Origin of the sequence: Sneathiella sp. (assembly GCF_036844445.1) — a bacterium.
Classification (GTDB): domain Bacteria; phylum Pseudomonadota; class Alphaproteobacteria; order Sneathiellales; family Sneathiellaceae; genus Sneathiella.
On the sequence record NZ_DAIUFV010000001.1, the window covers coordinates 668990 to 693500 of the forward strand.

Sequence of the window (24511 nt, forward strand, 5' to 3'; positions counted from 1 at the left end):
TTTCCATACATATCCTTTGTCTCTGACTGTGAGGTTTCGCGTATGAATTACATGAAGACTGGCATGCTGATCGCCGCGATTACGGCGCTGTTTCTGGGTGTCGGATTTCTGATTGGTGGCACCAGCGGCATGGTGATTGCGCTTGTCATCGCCGTTGCCATGAACGGCTTTGCCTATTGGAATTCGGACAAGATGGTGCTGCGCATGTATGGGGCGCGGCAGATCACGATGCAGGATGCGCCCGAGATCGTCGGCCTTGTCGCGACGCTTGCCGAGCGCGCGAACTTGCCGATGCCGAAAGTCTATCTCATGGACAATCCGCAGCCGAATGCCTTCGCGACCGGGCGAAACCCGGAGAATGCGGCGGTCGCGGTGACGCGCGGCATCCTGAACATCCTCAATAAAGAGGAACTCGCGGGCGTTATCGCCCATGAGCTTGCCCATATCAAAAACCGGGACACCCTCACCATGACGGTGACCGCGACGCTCGCCGGCGCCATCAGCATGCTCGCCAATTTCGCGCTCTTTTTCGGCGGCAATCGCGACAACCGGATGGGGATGATCGGCACGCTCGCGCTAATGATCCTCGCGCCGCTTGCCGCCATGCTGGTGCAGATGGCGATCAGCAGGACGCGCGAATATTCCGCCGATCACACAGGCGCGGAGATCTGCGGCAATCCTGAATGGCTCGCAAGCGCGCTCCAGAAGCTTGAGCGGAGCGCGCGCGGCATCGAGAATGTCGAGGCGGAGCGCAATCCGGCCTCGGCCAGCCTCTTTATCGTCAACCCGCTGAACGGACGGGGTGCGGACAATCTCTTCTCAACCCATCCCGCGACCGGCAACCGGGTCGCGAAGCTGATGGAGATGGCGGCGCGGATGATGCCGGGACGGGGCGCGGCGTTTTCCCCCACGGCGGCCCGCTCTGGCGGCAGTAGCCGACCGGCGAGCCCGCGGCGCGCGGGCCACGGCTCGACCCCCTATACCGAAACTTCGGGCGAGGAGGAGCCGCTACCGCCCCGCGGTCCGAAGCGGGGGCCGTGGGGCTGAGCCTTCCCCGAACCCGGGGGGCCGCTTTCCGGTCAGGTGAGGTTTTTCGGCTCCTTGACGAGCGCGCGGGTCAGGAAGCGGATCATATGATCGACATATTCCTGCCGGCTCTTGCCCATGCGATAGGCGGCGGGCGCCGAGAACTGGATCAGGCCGATCATGGCGTGACCGATCAGCTCCGGATCGACATCCTCGTATAGCTCGCCCTTCAGGCGGGCATCGCGCAGGCGGTTGATAAAGCCGGCGGCGAAGCGGTTGCGGATCTCCTTCGAGCTTGTATCTTTCGGATCCAGGAGGCGCGTATCGACCAGCGCCGAGCGCAGCAGGCCGGGGTTCTGCTCCGAGAATTCCTGGATAGCGGTCAGGCTGAAGCGGATATAATCTTCAAACGTATCCACCGGCGGAATGCGCGGATAGACATAGCCGAGCATATCCTCAAGCGCGGAATCCGCGAAGGCGAGGAAAATCTCCCGCTTGTCCGTAAAATGGCTGTAAAAGGTGCCATGGGCGACATCTGCTTCTCGCGCAATATCCTGCGGTCTCGTCTCGTGATATCCCTTCGTCACGAAAAGTTTTCGGGCTGCCGACAATAGCCGCTGGCGTTTTTCTTCTTTCCTTTTGCTGGCTCTGTCTGTTGCAACCGCAGGAACCGGGGACTGGGTCATGCGAAATTCCACCTTATTATTTTTATTTTTTTCTTCTCTACTACTGGCAATTGTTACAACAATTTGTCACTATCTGACACAATAACAGTCCGCCACACATAATAGAACAAAAAAAACGGGGTTTGTTTCGCTCATGACATCTGAAATACCCTTTCGTCCGCTAAACCGGCCGCTTCCGGACATCGAAGTTAAAAACTACAATGACGGGAGTTGGCGGCTTAAAAGCCGGACGCCGCTTGGCAGTTGGGAGAAAAATATCGCCATCTATTTCCGCCGTGCCGCGCGCGATTTTCCGGATCGCCCCTATCTTGTCCGCTGCGCGCCGAGCGATAACTGGGCGACACTTCCCTATAGCACGCTGCTTGCCGAGGCGGATCGGATCAGCAGCTACCTGCTGGAAAGAGGCTACGGCCCCGATAAAGGCGTCATGATCCTCTCGGGAAACAGCTTCGCCCATGCCACGCTGAAACTTGCCGCGGTTCAGGTCGGTATTCCCGTAACGGCGGTCTCGCCCTCCTTTTCGCTGCTCGGCAGCGACTTCTCGAAGCTCCGTTATGCCATTGAACTGACAACGCCCGGTCTCATCTTCGCCGAGGATGGCGACGCCTTTTCGGCCGCCCTCGCGGCGCTTGATCTGGGCGGGATCGAGGTGGTCACGATCACCGGGGAGGCGCATGGCGGCATCCGCTATCATGACCTGCTTGGCGAGACGGACCGCGCGCGTGTCGATGCCGCCTTCGATGCGGTGGACGGCGACACGCTCGCCATGGTGCTCTTCACCTCCGGCTCGACCGGCATGCCGAAAGCGGTGCCAAACACTCATAGCATGCTCTGTGCGGCGCAAAAGACCCTGGCGCTGATCAACGAACCGGTCGACGCGGTAAATGATCCGGCGCGGATCCTCTGCTGGCTGCCGTGGCATCACACCTTTGGCGGCACCGTCAACTTCTTCACGATCGCGCGGCAGTGCGGCACGATCTATATGGATGATGGCAAGCCGGTGCCGGGTCTTTTTGACCGCACCATTGAAAATCTGAAACGCGTGCAGCCGACCCGCTTCAGCAGCGTTCCTGCCGCCTTCGCCGTCCTTGCCGAGCGGATGGAGCAGGATGAGGAGCTGGCGCGCAAATTTTTTGCCAGCGTCCGCCTCTGCCAGTATGGCGGCGCGGCGCTGCCGCAGGAGGTGTTCCAGCGCTTTCAGCATCTCTCCATCCGCTATACCGGCATGCGGACGGCGTTTGGCACCGGCTGGGGATCGACGGAGACATCCGCCACCGGCACCGCCGTTCACTGGAATACCGATCGCGTCGGGTTGATCGGCCTGCCGACGCCGGGGATCGAGGTGAAAGTCCTGCCAGTCGGGGAGAAACTCGAGATTCGCGTCAAGGGACCGAATGTGCTCAAGGAATATTACAAGCGGCCGGACCTCACGGCGCAGTATTTCGATGCGGAGGGATATTACTGCATCGGTGATGCGGTGCGCTGGATCGATCCGGAAAACCCCGCCGCGGGCATGATTTTCGATGGCCGTGTCGCCGAGGATTTCAAACTGCTGAATGGTACCTGGGTGAATACCGGCGCGCTCCGCGTTGTGCTCATCGGGGCGCTCGACCCCGTCGCCCGTGATATCGTGATCGCGGGCCATGACCGCGATGAGATCGGCATCCTGATCGTGCCGACCGATGCCGTGCAGAAGCGCGTCATGGCAGGCGAGGGGGGAATTTCGGCCGATGGCAAGCGAATTATCGAGCCTGCGCTGATGGAGACTGTTCAGGAAAAGCTTGCGAGCTATAATCGCGACAATGGGACGCTCAGCCGACGCGTCGGCCGGGCGCTTGTCCTTGCCGAACCGCTGTCGGTTGACCGCAACGAAATTACGGACAAGCAGTATATCAATCAGGGCGCTGTCCTTGACAACCGTGCGGATCTCGTGGATGCGCTGTATGACGCGAGGCCGCTTGAGGGCATACTGACGCTGTAACAGGAAATGTATCAGAAAGGGAGACCGTCATGACCGTCACAAACAGGCAGATTCTGCTGAAATCCCGCCCGGTCGGAGAGCCGACAGAGGATAATTTCAAGCTGGTGGAGACACCGCTGCCCGAGCCCGGACCTGGCCAGTTCCGCGTGCGCGTGATCTATATGTCGCTCGATCCCTATATGCGCGGGCGCATGGGCGCGGAGAAAAGCTATGCCGCGAGCGCCGAGCTTGGCCAGCCTATGGTCGGCGGCGGCGTTGGCGTCGTCGAAGTCTCCAATAATGAGCAGTTCAAGCCGGGTGACTATGTGGTCTGCTATTCCGGCTGGCAAAGCTACTGCCTCTCGGACGGGACAGGGGTGATGAAGCTCGATCCGGCGAACGCGCCGATCTCTACCGGCCTTGGCGTCCTCGGCATGCCGGGCCTTACCGCCTATTACGGGCTGCTCGAGATTGGCAAGCCGCAACCCGGCGAAACGGTCGTGGTCGCGGCCGCCTCCGGCGCCGTCGGCAGCGTTGTCGGCCAGATTGCCCGCATCAAGGGCTGCCGCGCCGTCGGGATCGCGGGCTCTAAAGAGAAGTGCGATTTCGTGACCGGCGAACTCGGCTTCGATGCCTGCGTCAACTACAAGGATCCGGATTTCCGCGAGAAGCTCGCCGCCGCCTGCCCGAACGGCATCGACGTTTATTTCGAGAATGTCGGCGGCAAGGTGCTGGAGGCGGTCATCCCGCTTTTCAACGATGATGCGCGCATGCCGCTCTGCGGACTGATCTCGCAATATAATATGACGGAGCTGCCGCAAGGGGTGAACAAGCTGCCGGCGCTGCTGCGCGCTATCCTGACGCACCGGCTTTTGATACAGGGCTTTATCATCAGCTACCATTTCAAGCACCAGCCCGCTTTTCTCAAAGACGCGGGCGGCTGGATTCGCGAGGGCAAGCTGAAATATCGCGAGGACATTGTCAAAGGCATCGAAAATGCACCGGAGGCGTTTATCGGGCTTCTGCAGGGCAGGAATTTCGGTAAACTGCTGGTCCAGGTCTCCGACGATCCGACGCGCTGAACGGTCTAAGGTACGACTTTAATAAAAACAAGTAACGTCAAATGTTTAAAAGGATAGTTAGAAATGACAGCAATTAACGATCTGGTGTCGTATGAAGCGAAAGGCACGGTCGGCGTCGTCACCGTAAACAGCCCGCCCGTCAATGCCCTCAGCCAGGGTGTACGCGCCGGAATTCTCGGCGGCATTCAGGCGGGTATTGCCGATGACAGCGTGAGCGCCCTTGTCCTCACCTGCGCGGGCCGCACCTTCATCGCCGGCGCGGACATCACCGAATTCGGCAAGCCGCCGCGTGAGCCGTCGCTGAAGGAAGTGATCGACACCATGGAGGCTTCGACTAAGCCCGTGGTTGCCGCCATCCACGGCACCGCGCTTGGCGGCGGTCTGGAAACGGCGCTTGGCTGTCATTACCGCGTCGCGGTGGCGAGCGCGAAGGTGGGCCTGCCGGAAGTGAAGCTCGGGCTGCTTCCGGGCGCGGGCGGCACGCAGCGCCTGCCGCGCGTTGTCGGCGTGCCGATCGCGCTGGATCTCATCACTTCGGGCGAACATGTACCGGCCCCTAAAGCGCACAAGCTCGGCCTGATTGACGAGCTGATCGACGGCGATCTTGTCGCGGGCGCCATTGCCTTTGCGAAGAAAATCGTCGCGGAGGGCCGCCCGCTCGTCAAAATCAGCGACCAGAATGAAAAGCTTGAGGAGGCACGCAAGAACCCGTCCCTCTTCGCTGATTTCCGCAAAGCCAACGCCCGCCGCTTCCGCGGGTTCGAGGCGCCGGAGAACTGCATCAAGGCGATCGAGGCGGCGGTCAACCTGCCGTTCCCGCAAGCCCTCGCGCGCGAGCGGGAGCTGTTCCTTGAACTCCTCGCAGGCGAGCAGGCGAAGGCGCAGCAGTATATCTTCTTCGCCGAGCGGCAGGCCGCGAAAATCCCCGATGTCCCGGCGGATACCCCGCTTATCGACATCAAATCCGCGGGCGTCATCGGCGCCGGCACCATGGGCGGCGGCATCGCTATGAATTTCCTGCAGGCCGGCATTCCCGTGACCATCGTCGAGACGTCGCAGGAGGCGCTTGACCGCGGTATTGATATTATCCGCAAAAACTACACCGCGACTGTCGCCAAGGGCCGCCTCACGCAGGAAAAGATGGACGGCTATATGTCGCTCCTTACAGGCACGACCAATCTTGAGGGTGTTCGCGATGCCGATATCGTCATCGAGGCGATCTTCGAGAATATGGATGTGAAGAAAGAGGTTTTCACCAAACTCGACAGGATCTGCAAGCAGGGCGCGATCCTCGCGACCAACACCTCGACCCTCGATATCGACGAGATCGGCTCGGTCACCTCGCGGCCCGACTATGTCATCGGCCTTCATTTCTTCAGCCCCGCCAATGTTATGAAGCTGCTTGAGGAAGTGCGCACGAAAAAGACGAGCGCGACCGTCATGGCGACCTGCATGGCGCTGGCCAAGAAGATCGGCAAGATCCCGGTCATGGTGCGGGTCTGTGACGGCTTCGTCGGCAACCGGATGCTGGCAAAGCGGACCGAGCAGGCGCAGAAACTGATTTTGGAAGGCGCGAAGATCGAGGATGTCGATCGGGTGCTCTATGACTTCGGCTTCCCGATGGGCCCGTTCGCCATGGGCGACCTTGCGGGCAATGACGTGAGCTGGCGCATCCGCCAGGGCAAGGGCGTGAAAAGCCCGGTCGCCGACGCCATCTGCGAGCTTGGCCGCTTCGGCCAGAAGACGAATGCCGGCTATTACCGCTACGAGGCGCGCAGCCGGACGCCGATCCCCGATCCGGTGGTCGAGGAGATTATCGAGAAGGTCGCGAAGGAGCAGGGCGTCACCCGCCGTCCCATTACGGATGAGGAAATCCTCAAGCGCTGCATCTATCCGATGATCAACGAGGCCGCGAAGATCCTTGAAGAAGGCATCGCGACGCGGGCGAGCGACATCGATGTGATCTGGGTCTATGGCTATGGCTGGCCGGTCTATCGCGGCGGCCCGACGCGCTATGCCGACTATATCGGCGTCGAGAAGATCTACAACGACCTGCTCCGCTTCAAGGAGACGCTCGGCGGCGAGGAATGGACGCCGACGCCGCTGCTTGAAAAGCTCGCCAAAGAGGGCAAGAGCTTCAAGGATCTCTGATCCGGGAGACCTTCAAATCACGAAAGGCCCCGCAGGTTATCCTGCGGGGTTTTTCGTTTTCTGCTGCCGCGCGGTGACGGTGAGATAGAGCACGGGGATAATCGCGAGCGCGAAGAAGAGGCAGGAGATCATAAAGCAGTTGTGAAAGGTCTGCGTCATGATGAGGATATCCTGCGCGGGCGTGATGGCGGCGCCTTTATTCGTCCGCAGCATCTCATCGCGATAATGATCCGAATAGGCGGTGATGAGGAGCGCAATGACATTGACGCCGATGGTGCCGCCCAGCATCCGGCAGAAATTGAGCGCGCCCGAGGCCTGCGGCACGCGCGACGTCTCCACGCTCGAGAGCGAAAGCGTGCTGTTGGAGGGAAGAATGAAGCCAAGCGCGACGCGGCTCAGCAAAATCCATCCCGCGATCATCCAGAAGGGGCTGGCCTGATCGGCATGGGTGAGGCCATAGCCCGCGATCACAAACACGATGGTGCCGCCGAGCAGCAGCCGGTGCGCGGGCAAAAGGTCGACGAGGCGCCCGGCGAGCGGTGAGACAACGGCAAGGGCAAGCCCGCCCGGCAGCAGCAACAGCCCGGCATGCGTCGCATCACTGAGCTGCACGGTGCGGGCAAAGAGCGGCACCATATAGATGCTGGAGAACATCCCGGCGCTGGTGATCGCGCCGATGATCACGGTCGAGGCAAATTTCGGATTTTGAAACATCGCAAGATGCAGAAGCGGCGACTTGCTGCGCCGCTCCCGCAGCAGGAAGAGCACAAAGGCGGTGAGCGCAATGAGAAGAAAAACAAGGACACGCCAGTCCGTCGATGCGTGAAACTGGCTGTTGGAAAGGCCGATCAGCAGGCTTCCGGCGGTCAGGGCAATGATCAGGAAACTTCTGACATTGAAGGGACCGGTGCCCGGCGCGTCGTCCCGCCCGGGCAGGAAGGCCCAGCCCATGAGCGCCGCGCAAAGCGAGAGCGGCAGCGCCGCGGTAAAGGTGAAATGCCAGTCCAGATGATCAGTGATGATGCCGCCAAGCGTCGGACCGACGGCGGGGCCGAGAACGATGACCATGCTGAAGACCCCGAGCGCGGAACCGCGCCGGTTCTCCGGAAACAGCATGAAAACGAGCGCCATCGAGAGCGGCTGGATGATGCCGGCCCCGGCGCCCTGCAGGACGCGCGCGAAAATCAGCAGATTGTAGGCTGGCGCGAACTGCCCGATCATGCAGCCGGTAACGAAGAGAATGGAGGCGAACATCAGCGTCCGCCGCGCGCCGATATTTTGTAAAAGCCATGCGGATGCCAGCATGCAGACGGCATTGGCAGAGAGAAAGCCCGTCGACATCCACTGCGCGGAGGCTTGCGTCACATTGTAATCCTCCATGATATCCGTCAGCGCGACGTTGATCATGGTGGAGGAGAAAATGGCCGCGAGGAGACCGAAAATTACAGCAAAAACGGCGAGCCACTTATAGGCTGCGCCGTATTTCTGTTGCAGACGGTCGATGCGTTCGCTCGCCATTTCAGATGGAAAATTCCTTCCTGAGGGCCTCGTTATGCTCGCCAAGCGCCGGGATCGGGCCATAAGCAGGCGTCTCGCCCGCAAACATCACGGGCGAGGCGGGCGTCGTCACCGGGCCGGCCGGGCTCTCGACGGTGACCCGTTCGAGCTGCGGGTGCACCGCGAGATCGGCAACCGAGTTGAGCGCGCCGAAGGCGATGCGGCCCTTCATCAGCCGCGCAACGACTTCCTCGCGCGGCAGGACGCTGAAAATCGCGTTGATAGTCTCGTTAAGCTCGGCCCGGTTCTCGACCCGCCGATCGTTTGTCGCAAAGCGCGGATCATCGGCAAGCGCGGCGTCGAGCAGCCCATGCTCGCAGAGATTACGCCACTCCCGCTGGTTCTGGATGGAGATGACGACGGGGCCATCCAGTGTCTCATAGGCCTCATAGGGCGCGAGCGTCGGATGCGACAGCCCGCCGCGCCCGGGCGCCTTTCCGGTATGTTCGTAGTGCAAAAGCGGCACCGCCATCCAGTCGGCCATGCCGGCGAAGAGCGTTGACTTCACGGCGCGCCCGAGGCCCGTCCGCTCGCGCTCATAAAGCGCCTGCAGAACGCCGACAAGGCCATGCATTCCGGCCGCGATATCGCAGACGGAAACGCCGACCCGGCCCGGACCTTCCGGCGTGCCGGTGATGCTGGCAAGGCCCGTCTCGCTCTGCACCAGCATGTCGTAGGCTTTCATTTTGGCGTAAGGCCCATCCTCGCCGTAGCCCGAAATATCGACGGTAATGAGCCGCGGATTGGCGGCGCGCAACGTCTCGCTATCCAGCCCGTAGCGCCCGACCGCGCCGGGGGCAAGGTTCTGGATGAAAACATCCGCCTTCGCGATCATGTTTTTGAGAAGGGCGAGATCGTCCGCCTGCTTGATATCGAGCTGGATCGATTCCTTGCCCCGGTTCAGCCAGACGAAATAGCTGCTCTGGCCGTTGACAACGCTGTCATAGGCGCGCGCGAAGTCACCGTCCGGGCGTTCAATCTTGATGACGCGCGCGCCCGCATCGGCAAGACGGCTGGAAAGATAGGGGGCGGCGACGGCCTGTTCGAGGGAAATGACGAGAACGCCATCGAGAGGTTTGGACATGATCTTGTTATTCTCTTTCATCCTGCTATCTGCATCGCGGGCCTTGATGCCCGTTCTTGCTGTTAAGGGAGTCGTCACCCTGGCCAGATGGAGAGGGTTCGGCTGATATGGGCGTAGGGGCGGCCGCTTTCCTGGTGCCAGCGATCGAAGGCCGCCTGCACGGCTGCCCGGTCCTTTTTGGAGGTAAACTTGCCCTCGCCGACGCCGATTTTGGTGAGGGCGCGGACCACGTCGGGCGTCAGGATAAAGCCATCGCGCCCCATCATTCGGAGAAAATAGGGACCGCTGTTGCCGCCAAGCTGTTTGAATCTCGCGGTGATATCCGCGTAAAGACCGATGAGGTCGCTGTCGGGCCAGCTTGCGATATAATTGCCAAAGCTGCCCTCCTGCTTTTCAACCTCGATCAGCGCCGCGGCATTGTGCACCGTCGCGCGGATCTTGCCAAGGTGACGGATGATCGCGTCATTCGCCATCAGGCCGGCGACATCATCCTCATTCATGAAGGCGACCTTTTGCGGAACGAACCCCAGAAAGGCGGTCTCAAACGCAGGCCATTTGCCTTTCACCATAGCGGTGTTGAGGCCGGCCGCGAAGATGCGAAAGCTCATCTCTGAGAAATAGCGATCGGCGGGCGTGCTGCGAAGTTCGTCCGCGCTTTTAAGGGCCGGCATACGGGCGCGGAGCGCGTCAATACCGCCGGCGCTCTCGGCCGCTTGCGCTTCAATTTCAGCAAATGAGATCATCGTTTGTTCCGCCTCCTCAGCCGTCTCGGGATCGAGCCTTTGGATATTCCTGAGAGAATCTATATCATTGCCCGCGCATCGGATAAACATGCAATAATGCGCATGCTCTATGCGTCAGGGCGCGAGTTCTTCGATCGCTTTTAAAAAGGCGGGGCCGTATTTCTGCTGCTTGCTCTGGCCGACGCCCGGTAATTCGCCAAAGGCGGTCAGCGTCTGCGGACGCGTTTGCGCCATCTCGATCAGCGTCCGGTCATGGAAAATCACATAAGGCGGGACATTCTGCGCTTTCGCGAGGGCTAGGCGAACGGATTTGAGCGCCGTAAAAAGCGCCTCCTCCTCCTTGTTCGCGAAGGCGCGGGCGGGGGCGGCGGCATCGCGTCTTTGCCGTTTTGTCTCAGGCGGGCGGCGAAGTTCGAGACGGCACTCGCCTTTGAGGAGAGGGCGGCAGCTTTCATCGAGCGAGAAGCTGCCATAGCCTTCCGCATCGACATTGATAAACCCGAGGGCGAGAAGCTGGCGGAGGATCGACTGCCATTCGGCGCGGCTGTAGCCCTTGCCAAGCCCGTAGGTGCTGAGCCGGTCATGCCCGAATTTGCGGATCCGGTCGGTCTCCCCGCCAAGCAGGATGTCGATGATATGTAGCGCGCCGAATTTCTCGCCGCTCCGATAAATGGTGGAAAGCGCCATCTGCGCGGCTTCCGTCCCGTCAAAGAGCGCAGGCGGGGAGAGGCAGTTATCGCAATTGCCGCAGGTTTCGGGCGGGTTCTCGCCAAAATACTTCAAGATCAAATGGCGGCGGCAGAGCGCGCTCTCGCAATATTGCAGCAGGCTTTCAAGCTTGCCGCGATCGAGCTGCTGCTGCGCCAGCGTCTTGTCCGGGTTGCGCATCAGCGATTTCAGCTTCGCGACATCCTGAATGCCGTAGGAAAGCCACGCCGTGGCGGGGAGGCCGTCGCGCCCCGCACGCCCCGTCTCCTGATAATAGCTTTCCATATTCTTGGGGAGTTCCAGATGCGCGACGAAACGCACGTCCGGCTTGTCGATGCCCATTCCAAAAGCAATGGTGGCGACGATGATGACGGCATCCTCTTTCAGAAACCGCGCCTGCGTCTCCTGCCGGACCGCTGGATCAAGCCCCGCGTGATAGGGCAGCGCGATGCGCCCGCTCGCGGCAATTTTTTCGGCGACCTGCTCGGTTTTGCGCCGTGACATGCAATAGACGATGCCGGCATCTTCGGGATGTTCGCTTTTGATGAAATCGAGAAGCTGTGCCGTTCCGTTCGCTTTCGGGACCAGCCGATAGCAGATGTTGGGCCGATCAAACCCGGCGCGAAACACTTCGCCGAATTTGAGGCCGAGACGCTCAACGATATCCTTCTCCGTCGGCGCGTCCGCCGTTGCGGTGAGGGCGAGGCGGGGTACATTCGGAAAGCTTTCGGCAAGCACGGCAAGGCGGAGATATTCGGGGCGGAAATCATGCCCCCACTGCGAAACGCAATGCGCCTCGTCGATCGCGAAAAGCGAAATGTCGCAGCGCCTCAAGAGATCGATAAAGCCGTTCGAGAACAGCCGCTCGGGCGCGATGTAAAGCAGTTTCAGCTCACCGCCGAGCAGCTTCTGGCGGACAATGCCCTGTTCTTCAAGGCTGTGCGCGGAATTGAGCGCGGCGGCCGCGACGCCAAGCTGCTGCAGGGCTTCCACCTGATTTTGCATGAGCGCGATGAGCGGCGAGATGACAATCGCCGTGCCCGGAAGGGCAAGGGCCGGAACCTGGTAGCAGAGAGATTTGCCGCCGCCCGTCGGCATCAGAACAAGCGCATCGCGCTTTGCCATCACATGATCGATGATCTCGGCCTGCTGGCCGCGAAAGGCGGGATAGCCGAATGTTTCTTTTAGGATATCAACAGGGGAAGGCGACATGCCTTCTTTATACAGCCATTGCCGGCGGGATCAATGACCTATTGCCGCGCGTCCTGCTCCTGCGCCAGCTTCCTTCCTAGCTGCGCGCTTTCAACTGCTCTTTCAGCGCCTGGATTTCGAGCGCCGCTTCGGCAAGGAGATGTTTCAGGCGGCGGTTTTCCTCATCCACCTGGCGCAGCCGGCTGATTTCCTGCTCACCGCTCCGTTCGGCGCGCTTTTTCCAGCGATAGATCGTCGCACGGGAGATGCCGTGCTGGCGCGCGATATCGTCGATCCGTCGCCCGTCCGCCAGCTCCCGAAGGATCAGGCCGATTTCCTGTTCTGTATGGATCCTGCGTTCCATCCGACTGACCTTTCTCGATCCTTCCTGCCGGCGTGACGCCCGGCCATTATTGTTTTGCTCCCGGCGTCACTGTTTCCGCCCAAGCTCGCTGACCACGGCCTGAAGCGCGGCGAGATTTTCGGGAATGGCGCTGCCCGCGAGAAGCTCTTGCGAGGCCTTTGCGGCGGCGGCGGGGTCGGTGCTGAGAAGCTGACGCGAGGCTGCGATGGTGATCGCGTTGTGAATGGAATAGCTGTGCTGCTGCTGGGCGATCACATTCTGTAGCGCAAGACCGATGGTGTGGGCCATCTGCTGATACAGAATGGCCATGGCCTCCGCCGGCGCATCGCCGAGCACGCTCATGTTCGTTTGCGCAATGGAGCCTGTTATCTGGCTGTTGACGTATGAGTCGGTTGTCATGGCCGCTCTCCTGCTGTGAACCTATAGATCGCCTGTCATGCCGTGGCCTTACGGTTTCGCGGGCCCCGGGGCGGGGCTGGCGGCGGGCGGCGCGGCGGGCGCATGGACCGGCGCGGCGGCATGCGGGCGGACATAGGCGAGCGGCGCCATCGAAACGGGGCGCGCGTTCAGCAGGCTCGAGGTGCTCCGCCCCGCCGTTGCCGAGGAGAGCGCGAGCAGCGACTGAAGGTTCTGCGTCGTTGAAGCGAGCGCGAGGCTGTACATATTCTGCTGGTTGGCGACGGCGTTCTGCATCGCAGTGCCGGCGGCCTGGGCCGTCGTCTGGTAGAGCGTGCCGATCGACTGCGCAGGGGCAAGGCCGAGCGTCATCATGTTGGTCTGGGTGATGGCGTCGGTGATCTGGCTGTTGACCGATTTGACCGTCTGCGAATTATTCTGTCCTGACATGGTATGATCCTGATCTGAGGGTTACGGGCGGGGGGTGGAATTCGCGCGCCGGATCGGCAAAGTGCCGCCGGCGCGCGCCTTTCGGTCCCGTTCGGGAAGACGCCGCTTCCCCGGCTTTTGTGTTCAGGTATTGAAGCGCGGGGTGTTCGGCGAGGCCGGCTCGCGGAAGCTTGCGAGCACTGCCTTCAGCGAGGACATGGTCTCCGCAACCGGGTTGCCGCTCAGGATCTCCTGCGTCGCCTTGCCTTCCGCCGCCACATCGAGCGTGTAGAGCAGGCTGACGGCGCCGGTGACGACGGCCGAATCGATGGTGTTCTTGTGCTGCTGGTTCGCGACCATATTCTGCATCGACATACCGGTGGACTGCGCCATCATCTGATAGAGCATGCCCATGGATTCGGCCGGGGCATCGCCCAGGACCTTCACGTTGGTCTGGGTCACGGCGTCTGTGATTTGACTGTTCATCCAGGTGTTATCCGCCATAGCTTATTTCCTTATGTAATCAGCTTTTAAAGGAGGGGGTTAAAGGGATATCAGAATGCGCGGGACGCAGCCTGAAGAGAGGTGAGGGCTTCCGCGACGGGATTGCCGCCGAGAATCTCGGAGGTCGCCTTCGCATCGGCGGCGGTTGCCATGGCGTAGAGAACATTCGTTCCCTGCGTCGTAACCGCAAGGTCGATGGTGTTGGCGCCCTGCTGATTGGAAACCGCATTCTGCATACTTGCGCCGACGACCTGGGCGAACACCTGATAGGCATTCGCCATGGCCACCGCGGGCGCATCGGCCAGAACTCCGACGTTGGACTGCGTAACGGCATCGGTGATCTGGGCGTTGACTGGTGTATCCCCTGGCATGGGCTTTCTCCTTTGATGTCATAACAGACTGTCTGTTAGCTGGTTGATTGGGACTTGGACTGTTGATCGGATTGCGCTTTCTTCAACTCTGTGACAATAGCCCTAAGCGCCAGGACTATTTCCGCATTCAGGTTGCCGGACATGACCTCCTGCATTGCCTTTGCGTCGGCCATGCTGTCGAGGCTGTACAGCATCGCGATCCCCTGGCTGACGATGGCGTTGTCGATGGTGTTCATGTTCTGCTGATTGGCGACGGCGTTCTGCATCGAGACGCCGACTGCCTGCGCCATCATCTGATAGACGGTTCCCATCGACTGGGCCGGCGCACCGCCGACGACAGCCAAATTGGTCTGGGTGATCGAATCCGTGATCTGGCTGTTGACCGGCGTATCATTTGCCATTTCCTACCTCATTCTTTCCTGTCAGTGGATGAACGCGGCGAAACCCGTTCACGGCGAGATGACGGAAGGCGCTGTCGCGCTGTGACGGCGAAATGAGAATTTCTTTGTGACGCGACGCGAAAATTCGCAATGCCGATGCGATCTGTCTCGCGGGAAAAGCCGTGAAATCCGCAGCTCCGGAGCGCCCGCCGCCGGAGGATTGACGCCCGAACTTAGCGCGGCAGGGGGTGGGGGATCTGTCGAGATCTGTCTTGACAAGGGCGGCGCAAAAGGGCCCCCGCCGGGGCAATGGGGCCGCGCGAGGCGGACAGGCGGCAAGCTGACTTGCCGCCCGGCCGGTGGGTCAGGCGCCGCCCATCTGCTTGACGATTTTTTCCATGGCGACGGCGGTTGCCGCGACCGCATCGGCGGTGATCCCGGCGATATCCTGGCTCGTCTGTGCGGCGAGCGCGGTGCCGCCGGCGCTTGTTACCGCGTTCAGGCTGGTGACCGCGGCCTGCGTCTGCGCATTCAGCGCCTGGGTGATGGCGGCGGTCTGGGCGTTGTAGGATTCCCCGATCGTTGCTTTCTGCGCGCTGATGGAGATGGCTTCGGCATTTTTCAGCGCCGTCAGCGCCGCGGCGCCGGAATTGGTGACGCTGTTCATGAGGTTGGAATTGGCGGTTGCGTTCTCAAGCGCGAGGCCGGAGGAGTGGGCGGCGAACTGGTAGAGGAGACCCATGGCGAATTTCGCGGAGTCCTCGATTTTACCGGACGGCGCGTCCGTCGAATTTGATGAGCTGGGCATGTCAGTAATCCAATATGAAATAGGTTGGAATGAGTACTTAAAGTTGTGGTCTGGTTATTCTGCGGCAGGGGGCGCATCTCCTCCTGTTGCCGCGGCGGCATCGACTCCGCCGGCTGCCGGTGTGCCTGTCTCGGCGGTGTCGTTGCTTGTTGCAGGTGCGCCGCCGGTCAGCACCATCAGCTTCTGCAGGAGATCGAGCCGCTCTCCCGGGGAGAGGTTTTCGACCTGCGAGGCGAAACCTGTCCGCAAGAGGCCGCTGGCCCCGGTTGCAACGGCGGCGGCGCCGAGGATATTGAGATGCTGCTGGTTGCTGACCGCATTCTGCGAGGCGAGGCCGGTGGCGTGGGCAAGGTTCAAATACATTGCCGCCATCGATTTTGCATTTGCAGTCCCGAGAAGTATTTCATTAGTTGAAATAATAGAATTCTTGATTTGATCGTCTGGCATTATTGATATCCATCTTAATAATATTTGTTTTACATAGAATAATTATTAAAATAGATATCGTATATTATAATATCAACCATAAATTAATTAATTATTTATGTTTTTCGCTTAGTATTTATTTTACTTGGTATTTTCTATGCCTGCATACACTCGTATTAAGTAAATAAAAAATAAAAAAGACACTTTAAAAGTTCATTTTTTTGCCCAAATGAAGAAGCGTCAACCGGGTGGTGAGTGCCTGATGCCGCCCCTGTCGCGTTTTGTTTTTCCAAAAAATTTAACTCTTCAAGGGGGGTCTTCATGAATCCGCTGCGGCAGAATATTTCGTCCAAATCCACGTCCATGATCAAGGCGGCAGATGCCGCACCGCCTGCTTTTTTTCCGGCTCGCCTGTCGCTCGCGCCGCTCAGCGCGGAGATCCGCCCGGTCACTGAGTCATCAGGGGAAGCGCTGCGGGAGAGCCGGGCGGAACGGGCGCCGGCGGCGGTGGATCCGGAGGAGTTCTGGGCCGCATGGAACTCGCACCGCGAGTATCTTTTTCGGCTCAGCATGATCTGGATGAATATCAGCGCCGCCGATGCCGAGGATGCCTTTGCCGATGCGACGCTCCGCGCCTATGAGAAATATGCCGCCCATGCCGCCCAGATCAGCAACGAGCGGGCGTGGTTCGCGCGGCTGCTGCATAACATCTGTATCGACCGCCACCGCGCCAACCGGCGGCTTGGAAATCTCTATGACAAGGTGAAGGAAGTCAGCGACATCGAGATGGCGATGCTGGAGACCCGCCAGCTGACGCCGGAAGGGCGCCTGCTTAACCGCGAACTCGGTGCGCGTCTGCGGGCCGCGATCGATGACCTGCCGCAGCGACTTCGCGCCCCCGTCATTCTCCGCCTGGTGCAGGGGGAGGAGTATGATGATATCGCCCGGCAACTCGGCATCTCCAACGACAACGTGCGCAAAAGGGTGCAGCAGGGCCGCGCTATCCTGCGCGACAAGCTCGCCGCCTTCCGCGGCTGAAAGGGCGCAATCCACCCTTGCGCGCATTATAATTTTGGAGTTCTCTATCGACAGCCCCGGTGAAATCGGTAACGATGCAGACGAGTGCTTGCGGCCCTCGGGCCGGCTAAAGTAGCTGGGGAGCTATATAAATGCCAGAAGGTATCGTTCTGCGCGACAGCCGCGCGGACACTTCGCCCGTGGTCTCGGACGAGGTTAAATACACGACCTGCTATATGTGTGCCTGCCGCTGCGGCATCCGTGTGCATCTGAAGGACGGCAAACTCCGCTACATCGAAGGAAATCCCGATCATCCGGTGAACAAGGGCGTCCTTTGCGCCAAGGGATCAGCCGGGATCATGCAGCATCATTCCCCGGCCCGGCTGAGAAAGCCGCTGCTGCGCGAGGGCGAGCGGGGCGAGGGAAAATTCGTCGAGATCGAATGGGACGAGGCGCTTCGCCTTGCCGGCGAATGGCTGGCGGCGGCGCGCGCCAAGGATCCCTCCCGGCTTGCCTTTTTCACCGGCCGCGACCAGTCGCAGAGCTTCACCGGCTGGTGGGCGATGCAGTATGGCACGCGCAACTACGCCGCCCACGGCGGTTTCTGTTCGGTCAACATGGCGGCGGCCGGTATTTATACGATCGGCGGTTCCTTCTGGGAGTTTGGCGAGCCGGATTGGGAGCATACAAAATATTTCCTGATGTTCGGCGTCGCCGAAGACCATGATTCCAACCCGATCAAAATCGGCCTTGGCAAATTGAAGACGCGGGGCGATGCCAAATTCGTCTCCGTCAACCCGGTAAGGAGCGGATATTCGTCCATCGCCGACGAATGGCTCGGGATCACGCCCGGCACCGACGGTCTCTTTATCATGGCGCTTATTCACGAGCTGCTCCGCGCCGAGAAAATCGACTGGAACTACCTCGCCCGCTATACCAACGCGGCGTGGCTGGTAATCCGCAACGCGGGCGCGGCGAATGACGGCTTGTTTGCGCGCGACTCTACAGGCGTTCCGCTGATCGCGACGAAGGGCGGCAAGATCCGGCCGATCAGCAATCGAAACGCCGAACCCGTCCTTGTTGGAAATTACGAGCTTCCCTCCGGCGAGCAGGCCGTTCCGGCCTTCCAGCTGATGGCGGAGCGCTATCTGGACGAGGAATATTCGCCGGAGCGCGTCGCCGAGCGGGTCGGGATCGAGGCCGCCACCATCCGCCGCATCGCCGCCGAGATTGCGACCGTCGCGTTCGAGGAGGAGATCACCCTCGATATCCCCTGGATCGACTGGGCCGGGCGGCGGCAGGAGAAAATGATCGGCCGGCCCGTCTCCATGCATGCGATGCGGGGTATCTCTGCCCATTCCAACGGCTTTCACACCTGCCGCGCGCTGCATCTTTTGCAGATGCTGATCGGTAGCATCGACGTGCCGGGCGGCTTCCGGCACAAGGCGCCTTTCCCGAAACCCTGCCCGCCGGGACCGACGCCCTCGGGCAAGGTCACGGCCCCGAACACGCCGCTTGGCGGGATGCCGCTTGGCTTTGTGAAGGGCCCGGAGGATCTGCTGGTCGATGAGGCCGGCAATCCGCTCCGTCTCGACAAGGCGTTCAGTTGGGAATATCCGCTCGCCGTGCATGGCATGATGCATAGCGTCATCCATAACGCCTGGGCGCAGGATCCGGCCGAGATCGACGTCCTCTTTATGTATATGGCCAATATGGGCTGGAACAGCAGCATGAATGTGCCCGATGCGGCGCGCTACCTCATGGACAAGAACGAAGACGGCAGCTATCGCATCCCGAAATTCATCTATTCCGACGCCTTCGCCTCCGAGACGGTCGCCTATGCCGATCTCGTGCTCCCCGACACGACCTATCTGGAGCGCTGGGACTGTATTTCGCTGCTGGATCGGCCGATCTCCTCTGCCGATAGCGCGGCCGATGCCATTCGCCAGCCGATCCTGACGCCCGACCGCGATGTTCGCCCGTTTCAGGATGTGCTGCTCGATCTGGGGGCACGGCTGAAACTTCCGGAGATGGTGACGGAGACGGGCGCCGCCGTTTATGAGAGTTACGCCGATTACATCACGCGCCATGAACGGAACAGCGGGATCGGCCCGCTCGGCGGCTGGCGCGGCGCGGACGGCACGGGCCAGGGGCGGGGCGAGCCCAATCCCCACCAGCTGGAGGCCTATGTTGCGAACGGTTGCTTCTGGGAGAAGCATTTTACCCCTGCGCAGTCCTACTATAAATTTGCCAATAAATCTTATCTTGAGGAAGCGGTCCGCATGGGCTGGCTCGCGATGCCGAGCCCGGTCGTGATGGATATTTATTCTGAAACCTTGCAGAAATTCCGCCTGGCCGCCGAGGGGCACGGGAGCATCCAGCCGCCCGAGCATCTCCGCGCGCGGGTACGGGCGTTTTTCGACCCGCTCCCCTTCTGGTATCCGGCGCTGCTGGACGGCGAGGAGACTGCGGAGGGGGAGGCGGACTATCCGCTCCATGCGCTGACGCAGCGGCCCATGCATATGTATCACAGCTGGGGCAGCCAGAACGCCTGGCTGCGTCAGATTACCGCGCGGAACCCGTTGTTTATACATGCCGATACGGCAGCGGAAGCGGGGATTGAGGATGGCGACTGGATCTGGATCATCTCGCCGCACAGTCGGGTCAAGGGGCAGGCGAAGCTGATGCGGGGCGTCAACCGCGATACCGTCTGGACATGGAATGCCATCGGTAAGCGCAAGGGTGCGTGGAACCTCGATCACGATGCGCCCGAGGCAACGAAAGGCTTTCTGCTCAACCATATTATCTCCGAGCTGCTGCCGCCCCGCGAAGACGGCTATCGCTACGCCAACGCCGACCCGGTGACGGGGCAGGCGGCATGGTATGACCTGAAAGTGCGGATCCAGAAATGCCGCGACGGGGAGGCGGGCGAGGCCGCGCCGATGTTCAGCCCGCAGGCGCGGGATCATCTGGCGGCGGCGCCCGATATCCTTCGCTACGGCGCGGAGGTGAAAGGAGAGCCAAGCGGCGAGCCGCCCGCAGCGCATAAAGACTGGATCGGCAACCGCACCGAGCAGGCTGGAAGCGCAAGCGGTATTCGCCCCGGGCATGGCAACCGGATCACCGGGCAGGAGGAGGAAGAGGTATGACGTCGCTCCCCAAAACGCCGCCTCAGAAGCAGCTCGGCCTTGTGATTGATCTTGATATCTGTGTCGGCTGCCACGCCTGCGCCGTCAATTGCAAGGAATGGAACACGGGCGGACATAGTGCGCCGCTCACGGATACAAATCCTTACGGATCAGAACCTTCCGGCGTCTGGTTTAACCGTATTCACAGCTTTGAAGTCACCGACATGTCGGGCGGCGGGCGGACCGTCAACTTCCCGAAAAGCTGCCTGCATTGCGAGGAAGCGCCCTGCGTCACCGTCTGCCCGACGGGGGCTTCCTACAAGCGGGAGGAAGACGGCATCGTTCTTGTCAATGCCGACAGCTGCATTGGCTGCAAGCTCTGCTCCTGGGCCTGCCCCTACGGCGCGCGGGAATATGACGAGGATGCGGGGGTGATGAAGAAATGCACCCTCTGCGTCGATCGCATCTACAACCCGAACCTGCCGGAGGAAGCGCGGGTGCCGGCCTGCGTCTCGACCTGTCCGGTCGGGGCGCGCTCGTTCGGCGATCTTGGTGATCCCGAGAGCGACGTCAGCCGGCTTGTCGCGAGCCGGGGCGGTTATGACCTGATGCCGGAGCAGGGCTGTAAACCGGTTAATAAGTATCTGCCGCCGCGGCCAAAGAAAACGGGCGATGTGGCCGCGCCGGAGGCGCTCACTCCCGTGGCCGACAGCACCGCCGGCCTGCTCGCCCGCTGGGTCGATCGTATTTTATCCGCGTAAATGTAGAGGCGTTATGCATCCGGCCAAATCCGTCATTTTTTTTCACCACCGCATCAGGTGCGGGCTACGGCCTGCTGTTCCTGCTGATCGGCGCCGAGCTGCTGCATCTTCTGCCGGGCATTTTCTGGCTGTCGTTCTCGGGCTATCTTCTTGGCTTTCTCCTCGTGATCGGCGGGCTGCTTTCGTCCACCTTTCATCTCGGCCATCCAGAGCGGGCGTGGCGGGCGCTGACGCAGTGGCGATCCTCCTGGCTGAGCCGTGAAGGGGTGATGGCGATCTTCACCTTTCTGCCAACGGGCCTATTTGCGCTCCATCAGCTGTTCGCGCCCCCGATTGCCGTGCCGGGCGCGGTGGCAATCGGCCTCATCGGAATGGCGGCAATCGCCATAACCATATACTGCACGGCCATGATCTACGCGAGCCTTCGGCCCATTCACGCCTGGTGCAACGGCTATGTTCCGGCAGGCTACCTGCTGCTGGCGCTGGTGAGCGGGCTCCTGCTCCTCAACGCACTCCTCGCCGTTTTCGGGGCGACGGAGAGCAGCGTCCTTATCCTCACCCTTGTTCTGCTCGCTGCGGGGCTCGCTTTCAAGATTGCCTACTGGCGGTTTATTGACGGCACGAAAAGCGCCTCGACGCCCGAAAGTGCGACGGGGCTTGGCGAGTTTGGCGCCGTGCGACTTTTTGAGGCGCCGCATACGGAGGCAAATTACCTGATGCAGGAGATGGGGTTCAAGATTGCCCGAAAGCACAGCCGCCGGCTGCGCCGGATTTCACTTGTCAGCGCCTTTATCCTGCCATTCGTCCTGATAGCTGCCGCGCTTTTCCTCGGCGGGGGCTGGAGCGTCGGTCTGCTCATCGCCGCGGTGGTGAGCGGTGGCATCGGCCTTGTCACCGAGCGCTGGCTGTTCTTTGCCGAGGCGCGTCATACGGTCGGCCTTTATTACGGCGCACCGCGCGCCTGAAAAAAAGGGCCGGATGAAACCGGCCCTTTGCATAGCAGTTCTGGCTATTGCAGCCAGCCGTTATCAACCGGCTCGTTTGAATTTCTGGGCGCGAGCAGGCGCAGATTTATTCTTCGCATATACTGCCGCCCCCGCGGGTTTACGAGGCTTAAGTCCCGGTTTGCCGTTATTCTTGCCGAAGGACTTCTTCGCGCCGACGCGAGATACTTTAGCATCGCCTTCTGATACGCGCTTGCGGCCGTCGGCCGCCGGATGTCGCCGTCCTCCGGGACGATGCTTTTTCGCGCCCGGTTTGGGCTGCGGGGCGGGGAAGGGATGATTTTCATCGATTCGGACCTTCTGTTTGAGGATCTGTTCAATATTGCGCAAGAGATTGCGCTCCCTTGGCTCGCAGATGGACATCGCAATGCCGGTTGCGCCGGCGCGGCCCGTCCGGCCAACGCGGTGAATGTAATTCTCGGCTTCCATCGGCAGGTCATAGTTGATGACATGGGTGACGCCCGAGACGTCGATCCCGCGCGCCGCGACGTCGGTCGCGACAAGAACGGAGAAGCGGCCGTTGCGGAAAGAGCGGAGCGTGCGCTCGCGCACCCGCTGCGGCATATCACCGTGAATGGCGGCGGCTTTCACCGTTTCAACTTCCGCTTCGATCTCATCCTTCAGGCTGTCGGCGGTTGCCTTGGTGCGCACAAAGACAATGACGCGTTCCTTCTCGCCCTCGGCAAGAAGGTGCATCAGCAGGTCCTTTTTGTGCTGGCCTGCGACCATCAGCACGGAGTGATCGACGCCTTCGGCAACGGCGGTTTTCTGCTTCACCTCGACATATTCGGGCTCGCGGAGAAGTTTTTCCGAGAGTTTCCGGATCGCCGGGCTCATGGTCGCGGAAAAGAGCACCGTCTGATGATCTTCCGGCAGCTTCTCGGAAATAAAGGTCACATCTTCGATAAAGCCCATATCGAGCATCCGGTCCGCTTCATCAAGGATGAAGGTCTCGACATTGTCGAGCTGCACGGTGCCGCGCTTCATGTGATCGAGCAGCCGTCCCGGCGTTGCAACCAGAATGTCGACGCCGCGCGTGAGCTGCTGGATCTGCGGGCCGTAAGGCGCGCCGCCGTAAACAACCGTGTGGAACAGCTTGACGCCGCGCGTAAAGACGCGGATGCAAAGCCCGATCTGGTGCGCAAGCTCCCGCGTCGGGGCAAGGATGACGGCGGTCGGCCTGTTCGGCTTCGGTTTGCGCCGTTCATGCTGCAGGCGCTGCAGCAGTGGCAGCACAAACGCCGCCGTCTTGCCGCCGCCGGTCTCGGCGATGCCCATCAGGTCGCGCCCGTCCAGTAAGCCGGGGATCGCGCGTTTCTGAATGGCAGTCGGTTCGGTAAAGCCCTGCTTCTCAATTGCACGCAGGAGCGGCCCAACAAGATTGAGCTCGGTGAATTCGGTCATCTGATAAATATCCTCAACAACAATTTTCCGCCGCGCGGGTAGCGGGCGGGATCAGGGGTCATATGAAAGGCGGGAACCGTGTCTCCTTGACCCTGTGTCGACCTTGTTTGCGGGATCGGACCGTCAGCGGCATATCTGCCGTGGAAATACTGTTCATATACCTTGTTTCGCCCGCGCATCATTGCATCATCGCGGGGCGCTGCACATGCCGCAGCATGATGCGCCGCCCATATGCGCAGCTTTGGCGGGGATGTCAAGGAATATCCGCGATCTTCCTGCCATTCCAGGCGTATAAAAACTCCGGTTTCGTCTTTTCAACGGCAATCGGGTTTCTTAAGATACCGAGGGTCAGTTGAGCAACATCCCGGCTCTCGGAAGAGAAGGCGGGCAGAAAGGGTATATAATGGATCTGCGAGAGGCATCCGATCAGATTATCTTGATCACAACGCAGTATGGTCTCAGCGTTCTTGGCGCGCTGATCATTCTGGTTGTCGGCTATTATCTTTCCAAGAAGGTTCCCCTGCTGCTGCGCAGACTTATGGACCGGCACGGGATTGATCCGACAGTCAGCGGCTTTTTAAGCCGCATTGCCAAATTCGCCATTCTAATTTTTACGGTCCTGCTGGTCCTTGCCCAGTTCGGCGTCCAGACGGCGAGCCTGATTGCCGTTCTCGGCGCCGCCGGCATTGCGGTTGGCCTTGCCCTTCAGGGGACGCTCAGTAACGTCGCGGGCGGCGTCATGCTGCTGATCTTCCGGCCGCTCAAGGTCGGCCAGTATGTCGAGGTCGCGGGTCACGGGGGCACCGTGAAGGATGTCAGCCTCTTCACGACGGAGCTGGCGACTCCGGACAATGTCCAGGTGATCATCCCAAATGCCTCCGTGTGGGGCAATTCGATCCGCAACTACAGCTTCCATCCCAGCCGGCGAATGGATCTTCTGATCGGCATTTCCTATATGGATGACATCGACAAGGCGCGCGGCATCATTCAGCAGCTTGTTGTTGCGGATGACCGTTCCCACAAGGATCCGGCGCCGGTTATCGAGGTGGCGGATCTCGCCGATAATTCGGTAAATTTGACGGTGCGCGTCTGGTGCGACAACGGGAATTTCTGGGCCCTCAAATTTGCCCTTACCAAGGCCATCAAGCAGGCCTTCGATGCGGAAGGCATTACCATTCCCTATCCGCAGCGGACTGTGCATGTCGTTAAACGCGACTGACGGGCTGCGGGCTCTAAAGTGGCTCCGTCATTTTCCGGATACTGGCTCTTTTATCGAGGCCGCTTTGCCGCCATCCTGAGGCCCGGATGTTATATGTACTGCCGGAGGATGC

The 24511-nt window shown here is 60.6% G+C and carries 23 protein-coding genes; 9 read left to right on the forward strand and 14 right to left on the reverse strand.

Annotated features, from left to right (window positions below):
- The first annotated feature begins 42 nt into the window (after positions 1-42).
- Complete coding sequence (gene htpX / locus V7Z56_RS03115) at positions 43-1047, forward strand: zinc metalloprotease HtpX (RefSeq protein ID WP_334127883.1); 1005 nt, start codon at positions 43-45, stop codon at positions 1045-1047.
- Between the two features lie 32 nt (positions 1048-1079).
- On the opposite strand, the gene V7Z56_RS03120 is transcribed toward htpX, so the two are convergent.
- Complete coding sequence (locus V7Z56_RS03120; RefSeq protein ID WP_334127884.1) at positions 1080-1712, reverse strand: TetR/AcrR family transcriptional regulator; 633 nt, start codon at positions 1710-1712, stop codon at positions 1080-1082.
- A 133-nt stretch (positions 1713-1845) separates the two neighbouring features.
- Between V7Z56_RS03120 and V7Z56_RS03125 the strand changes: the two genes are divergently transcribed.
- The 3 genes from V7Z56_RS03125 to V7Z56_RS03135 all read left to right on the forward strand — a co-directional run bounded on the left by V7Z56_RS03125 (position 1846) and on the right by V7Z56_RS03135 (position 6905).
- A complete protein-coding gene (locus V7Z56_RS03125) occupies positions 1846-3693 on the forward strand; it encodes an AMP-binding protein (RefSeq protein WP_334127885.1) in 1848 nt (615 codons plus the stop codon).
- Between the two features lie 29 nt (positions 3694-3722).
- Positions 3723-4754, forward strand: a complete 1032-nt coding sequence (locus tag V7Z56_RS03130) for an NADP-dependent oxidoreductase (RefSeq protein WP_334127886.1) — start codon at positions 3723-3725, stop codon at positions 4752-4754.
- A gap of 63 nt (positions 4755-4817) precedes the next feature.
- The gene (locus tag V7Z56_RS03135; protein ID WP_334127887.1) at positions 4818-6905 is read left to right on the forward strand and encodes a 3-hydroxyacyl-CoA dehydrogenase NAD-binding domain-containing protein; all 2088 of its coding nucleotides are present in this window, start codon (positions 4818-4820) and stop codon (positions 6903-6905) included.
- Positions 6906-6941: 36 nt separating this feature from the next.
- Here V7Z56_RS03135 and V7Z56_RS03140 read toward each other — a convergent pair whose 3' ends face one another.
- From V7Z56_RS03140 to V7Z56_RS03195, 12 genes are all read right to left on the reverse strand, one after another.
- Positions 6942-8423 (reverse strand): DHA2 family efflux MFS transporter permease subunit, encoded by a 1482-nt coding sequence (locus V7Z56_RS03140; RefSeq protein WP_334127888.1) that lies wholly within the window; start codon positions 8421-8423, stop codon positions 6942-6944.
- A gap of 1 nt (position 8424) precedes the next feature.
- Positions 8425-9567: a CaiB/BaiF CoA transferase family protein gene (locus tag V7Z56_RS03145; protein WP_334127889.1), complete on the reverse strand. Its 1143-nt coding sequence runs from the start codon at positions 9565-9567 to the stop codon at positions 8425-8427.
- A gap of 53 nt (positions 9568-9620) precedes the next feature.
- Positions 9621-10289 (reverse strand): DNA-3-methyladenine glycosylase I, encoded by a 669-nt coding sequence (locus tag V7Z56_RS03150; RefSeq protein WP_334127890.1) that lies wholly within the window; start codon positions 10287-10289, stop codon positions 9621-9623.
- Positions 10290-10403: 114 nt separating this feature from the next.
- Positions 10404-12209, reverse strand: coding sequence for a DNA helicase RecQ (recQ, locus tag V7Z56_RS03155; protein ID WP_334127891.1), 1806 nt, complete (start codon positions 12207-12209; stop codon positions 10404-10406).
- 76 nt (positions 12210-12285) lie between these two features.
- Complete coding sequence (locus V7Z56_RS03160; RefSeq protein WP_334127892.1) at positions 12286-12552, reverse strand: transposase; 267 nt, start codon at positions 12550-12552, stop codon at positions 12286-12288.
- Between the two features lie 66 nt (positions 12553-12618).
- Positions 12619-12951: a RebB family R body protein gene (locus tag V7Z56_RS03165; protein WP_334127893.1), complete on the reverse strand. Its 333-nt coding sequence runs from the start codon at positions 12949-12951 to the stop codon at positions 12619-12621.
- Between the two features lie 48 nt (positions 12952-12999).
- Positions 13000-13398 carry a RebB family R body protein gene (locus tag V7Z56_RS03170; protein ID WP_334127894.1) on the reverse strand — a complete coding sequence of 133 codons (399 nt, stop codon included), beginning with the start codon at positions 13396-13398 and terminating at the stop codon, positions 13000-13002.
- A 123-nt stretch (positions 13399-13521) separates the two neighbouring features.
- Positions 13522-13863, reverse strand: coding sequence for a RebB family R body protein (locus V7Z56_RS03175; RefSeq protein WP_334127895.1), 342 nt, complete (start codon positions 13861-13863; stop codon positions 13522-13524).
- A 68-nt stretch (positions 13864-13931) separates the two neighbouring features.
- Positions 13932-14252: a RebB family R body protein gene (locus V7Z56_RS03180; protein WP_334127896.1), complete on the reverse strand. Its 321-nt coding sequence runs from the start codon at positions 14250-14252 to the stop codon at positions 13932-13934.
- Between the two features lie 35 nt (positions 14253-14287).
- Positions 14288-14653, reverse strand: a complete 366-nt coding sequence (locus tag V7Z56_RS03185; RefSeq protein WP_334127897.1) for a RebB family R body protein — start codon at positions 14651-14653, stop codon at positions 14288-14290.
- Positions 14654-14996: 343 nt separating this feature from the next.
- On the reverse strand, positions 14997-15440 hold the full coding sequence (locus tag V7Z56_RS03190) for a hypothetical protein (protein WP_334127898.1): 444 nt from the start codon (positions 15438-15440) through the stop codon (positions 14997-14999).
- 54 nt (positions 15441-15494) lie between these two features.
- On the reverse strand, positions 15495-15887 hold the full coding sequence (locus tag V7Z56_RS03195; protein ID WP_334127899.1) for a RebB family R body protein: 393 nt from the start codon (positions 15885-15887) through the stop codon (positions 15495-15497).
- 300 nt (positions 15888-16187) lie between these two features.
- Here V7Z56_RS03195 and V7Z56_RS03200 point away from each other — a divergent pair, with 300 nt between their 5' ends.
- The 4 genes from V7Z56_RS03200 to V7Z56_RS03215 all read left to right on the forward strand — a co-directional run bounded on the left by V7Z56_RS03200 (position 16188) and on the right by V7Z56_RS03215 (position 21737).
- Positions 16188-16904 carry an RNA polymerase sigma factor gene (locus tag V7Z56_RS03200; RefSeq protein ID WP_334127900.1) on the forward strand — a complete coding sequence of 239 codons (717 nt, stop codon included), beginning with the start codon at positions 16188-16190 and terminating at the stop codon, positions 16902-16904.
- Positions 16905-17035: 131 nt separating this feature from the next.
- Complete coding sequence (locus tag V7Z56_RS03205; protein WP_334127901.1) at positions 17036-20032, forward strand: molybdopterin oxidoreductase family protein; 2997 nt, start codon at positions 17036-17038, stop codon at positions 20030-20032.
- Positions 20029-20772: a 4Fe-4S dicluster domain-containing protein gene (locus V7Z56_RS03210; protein WP_334127902.1), complete on the forward strand. Its 744-nt coding sequence runs from the start codon at positions 20029-20031 to the stop codon at positions 20770-20772. Before V7Z56_RS03205 ends, V7Z56_RS03210 begins: the two co-directional genes overlap by 4 nt.
- Before the next feature lie 164 nt (positions 20773-20936).
- On the forward strand, positions 20937-21737 hold the full coding sequence (locus V7Z56_RS03215; protein WP_334127903.1) for a dimethyl sulfoxide reductase anchor subunit family protein: 801 nt from the start codon (positions 20937-20939) through the stop codon (positions 21735-21737).
- A gap of 63 nt (positions 21738-21800) precedes the next feature.
- On the opposite strand, the gene V7Z56_RS03220 is transcribed toward V7Z56_RS03215, so the two are convergent.
- The gene (locus tag V7Z56_RS03220) at positions 21801-23180 is read right to left on the reverse strand and encodes a DEAD/DEAH box helicase (RefSeq protein ID WP_334127904.1); all 1380 of its coding nucleotides are present in this window, start codon (positions 23178-23180) and stop codon (positions 21801-21803) included.
- A gap of 403 nt (positions 23181-23583) precedes the next feature.
- Between V7Z56_RS03220 and V7Z56_RS03225 the strand changes: the two genes are divergently transcribed.
- Positions 23584-24399: a mechanosensitive ion channel family protein gene (locus tag V7Z56_RS03225; protein ID WP_334127905.1), complete on the forward strand. Its 816-nt coding sequence runs from the start codon at positions 23584-23586 to the stop codon at positions 24397-24399.
- Positions 24400-24511: the final 112 nt, after the last annotated feature.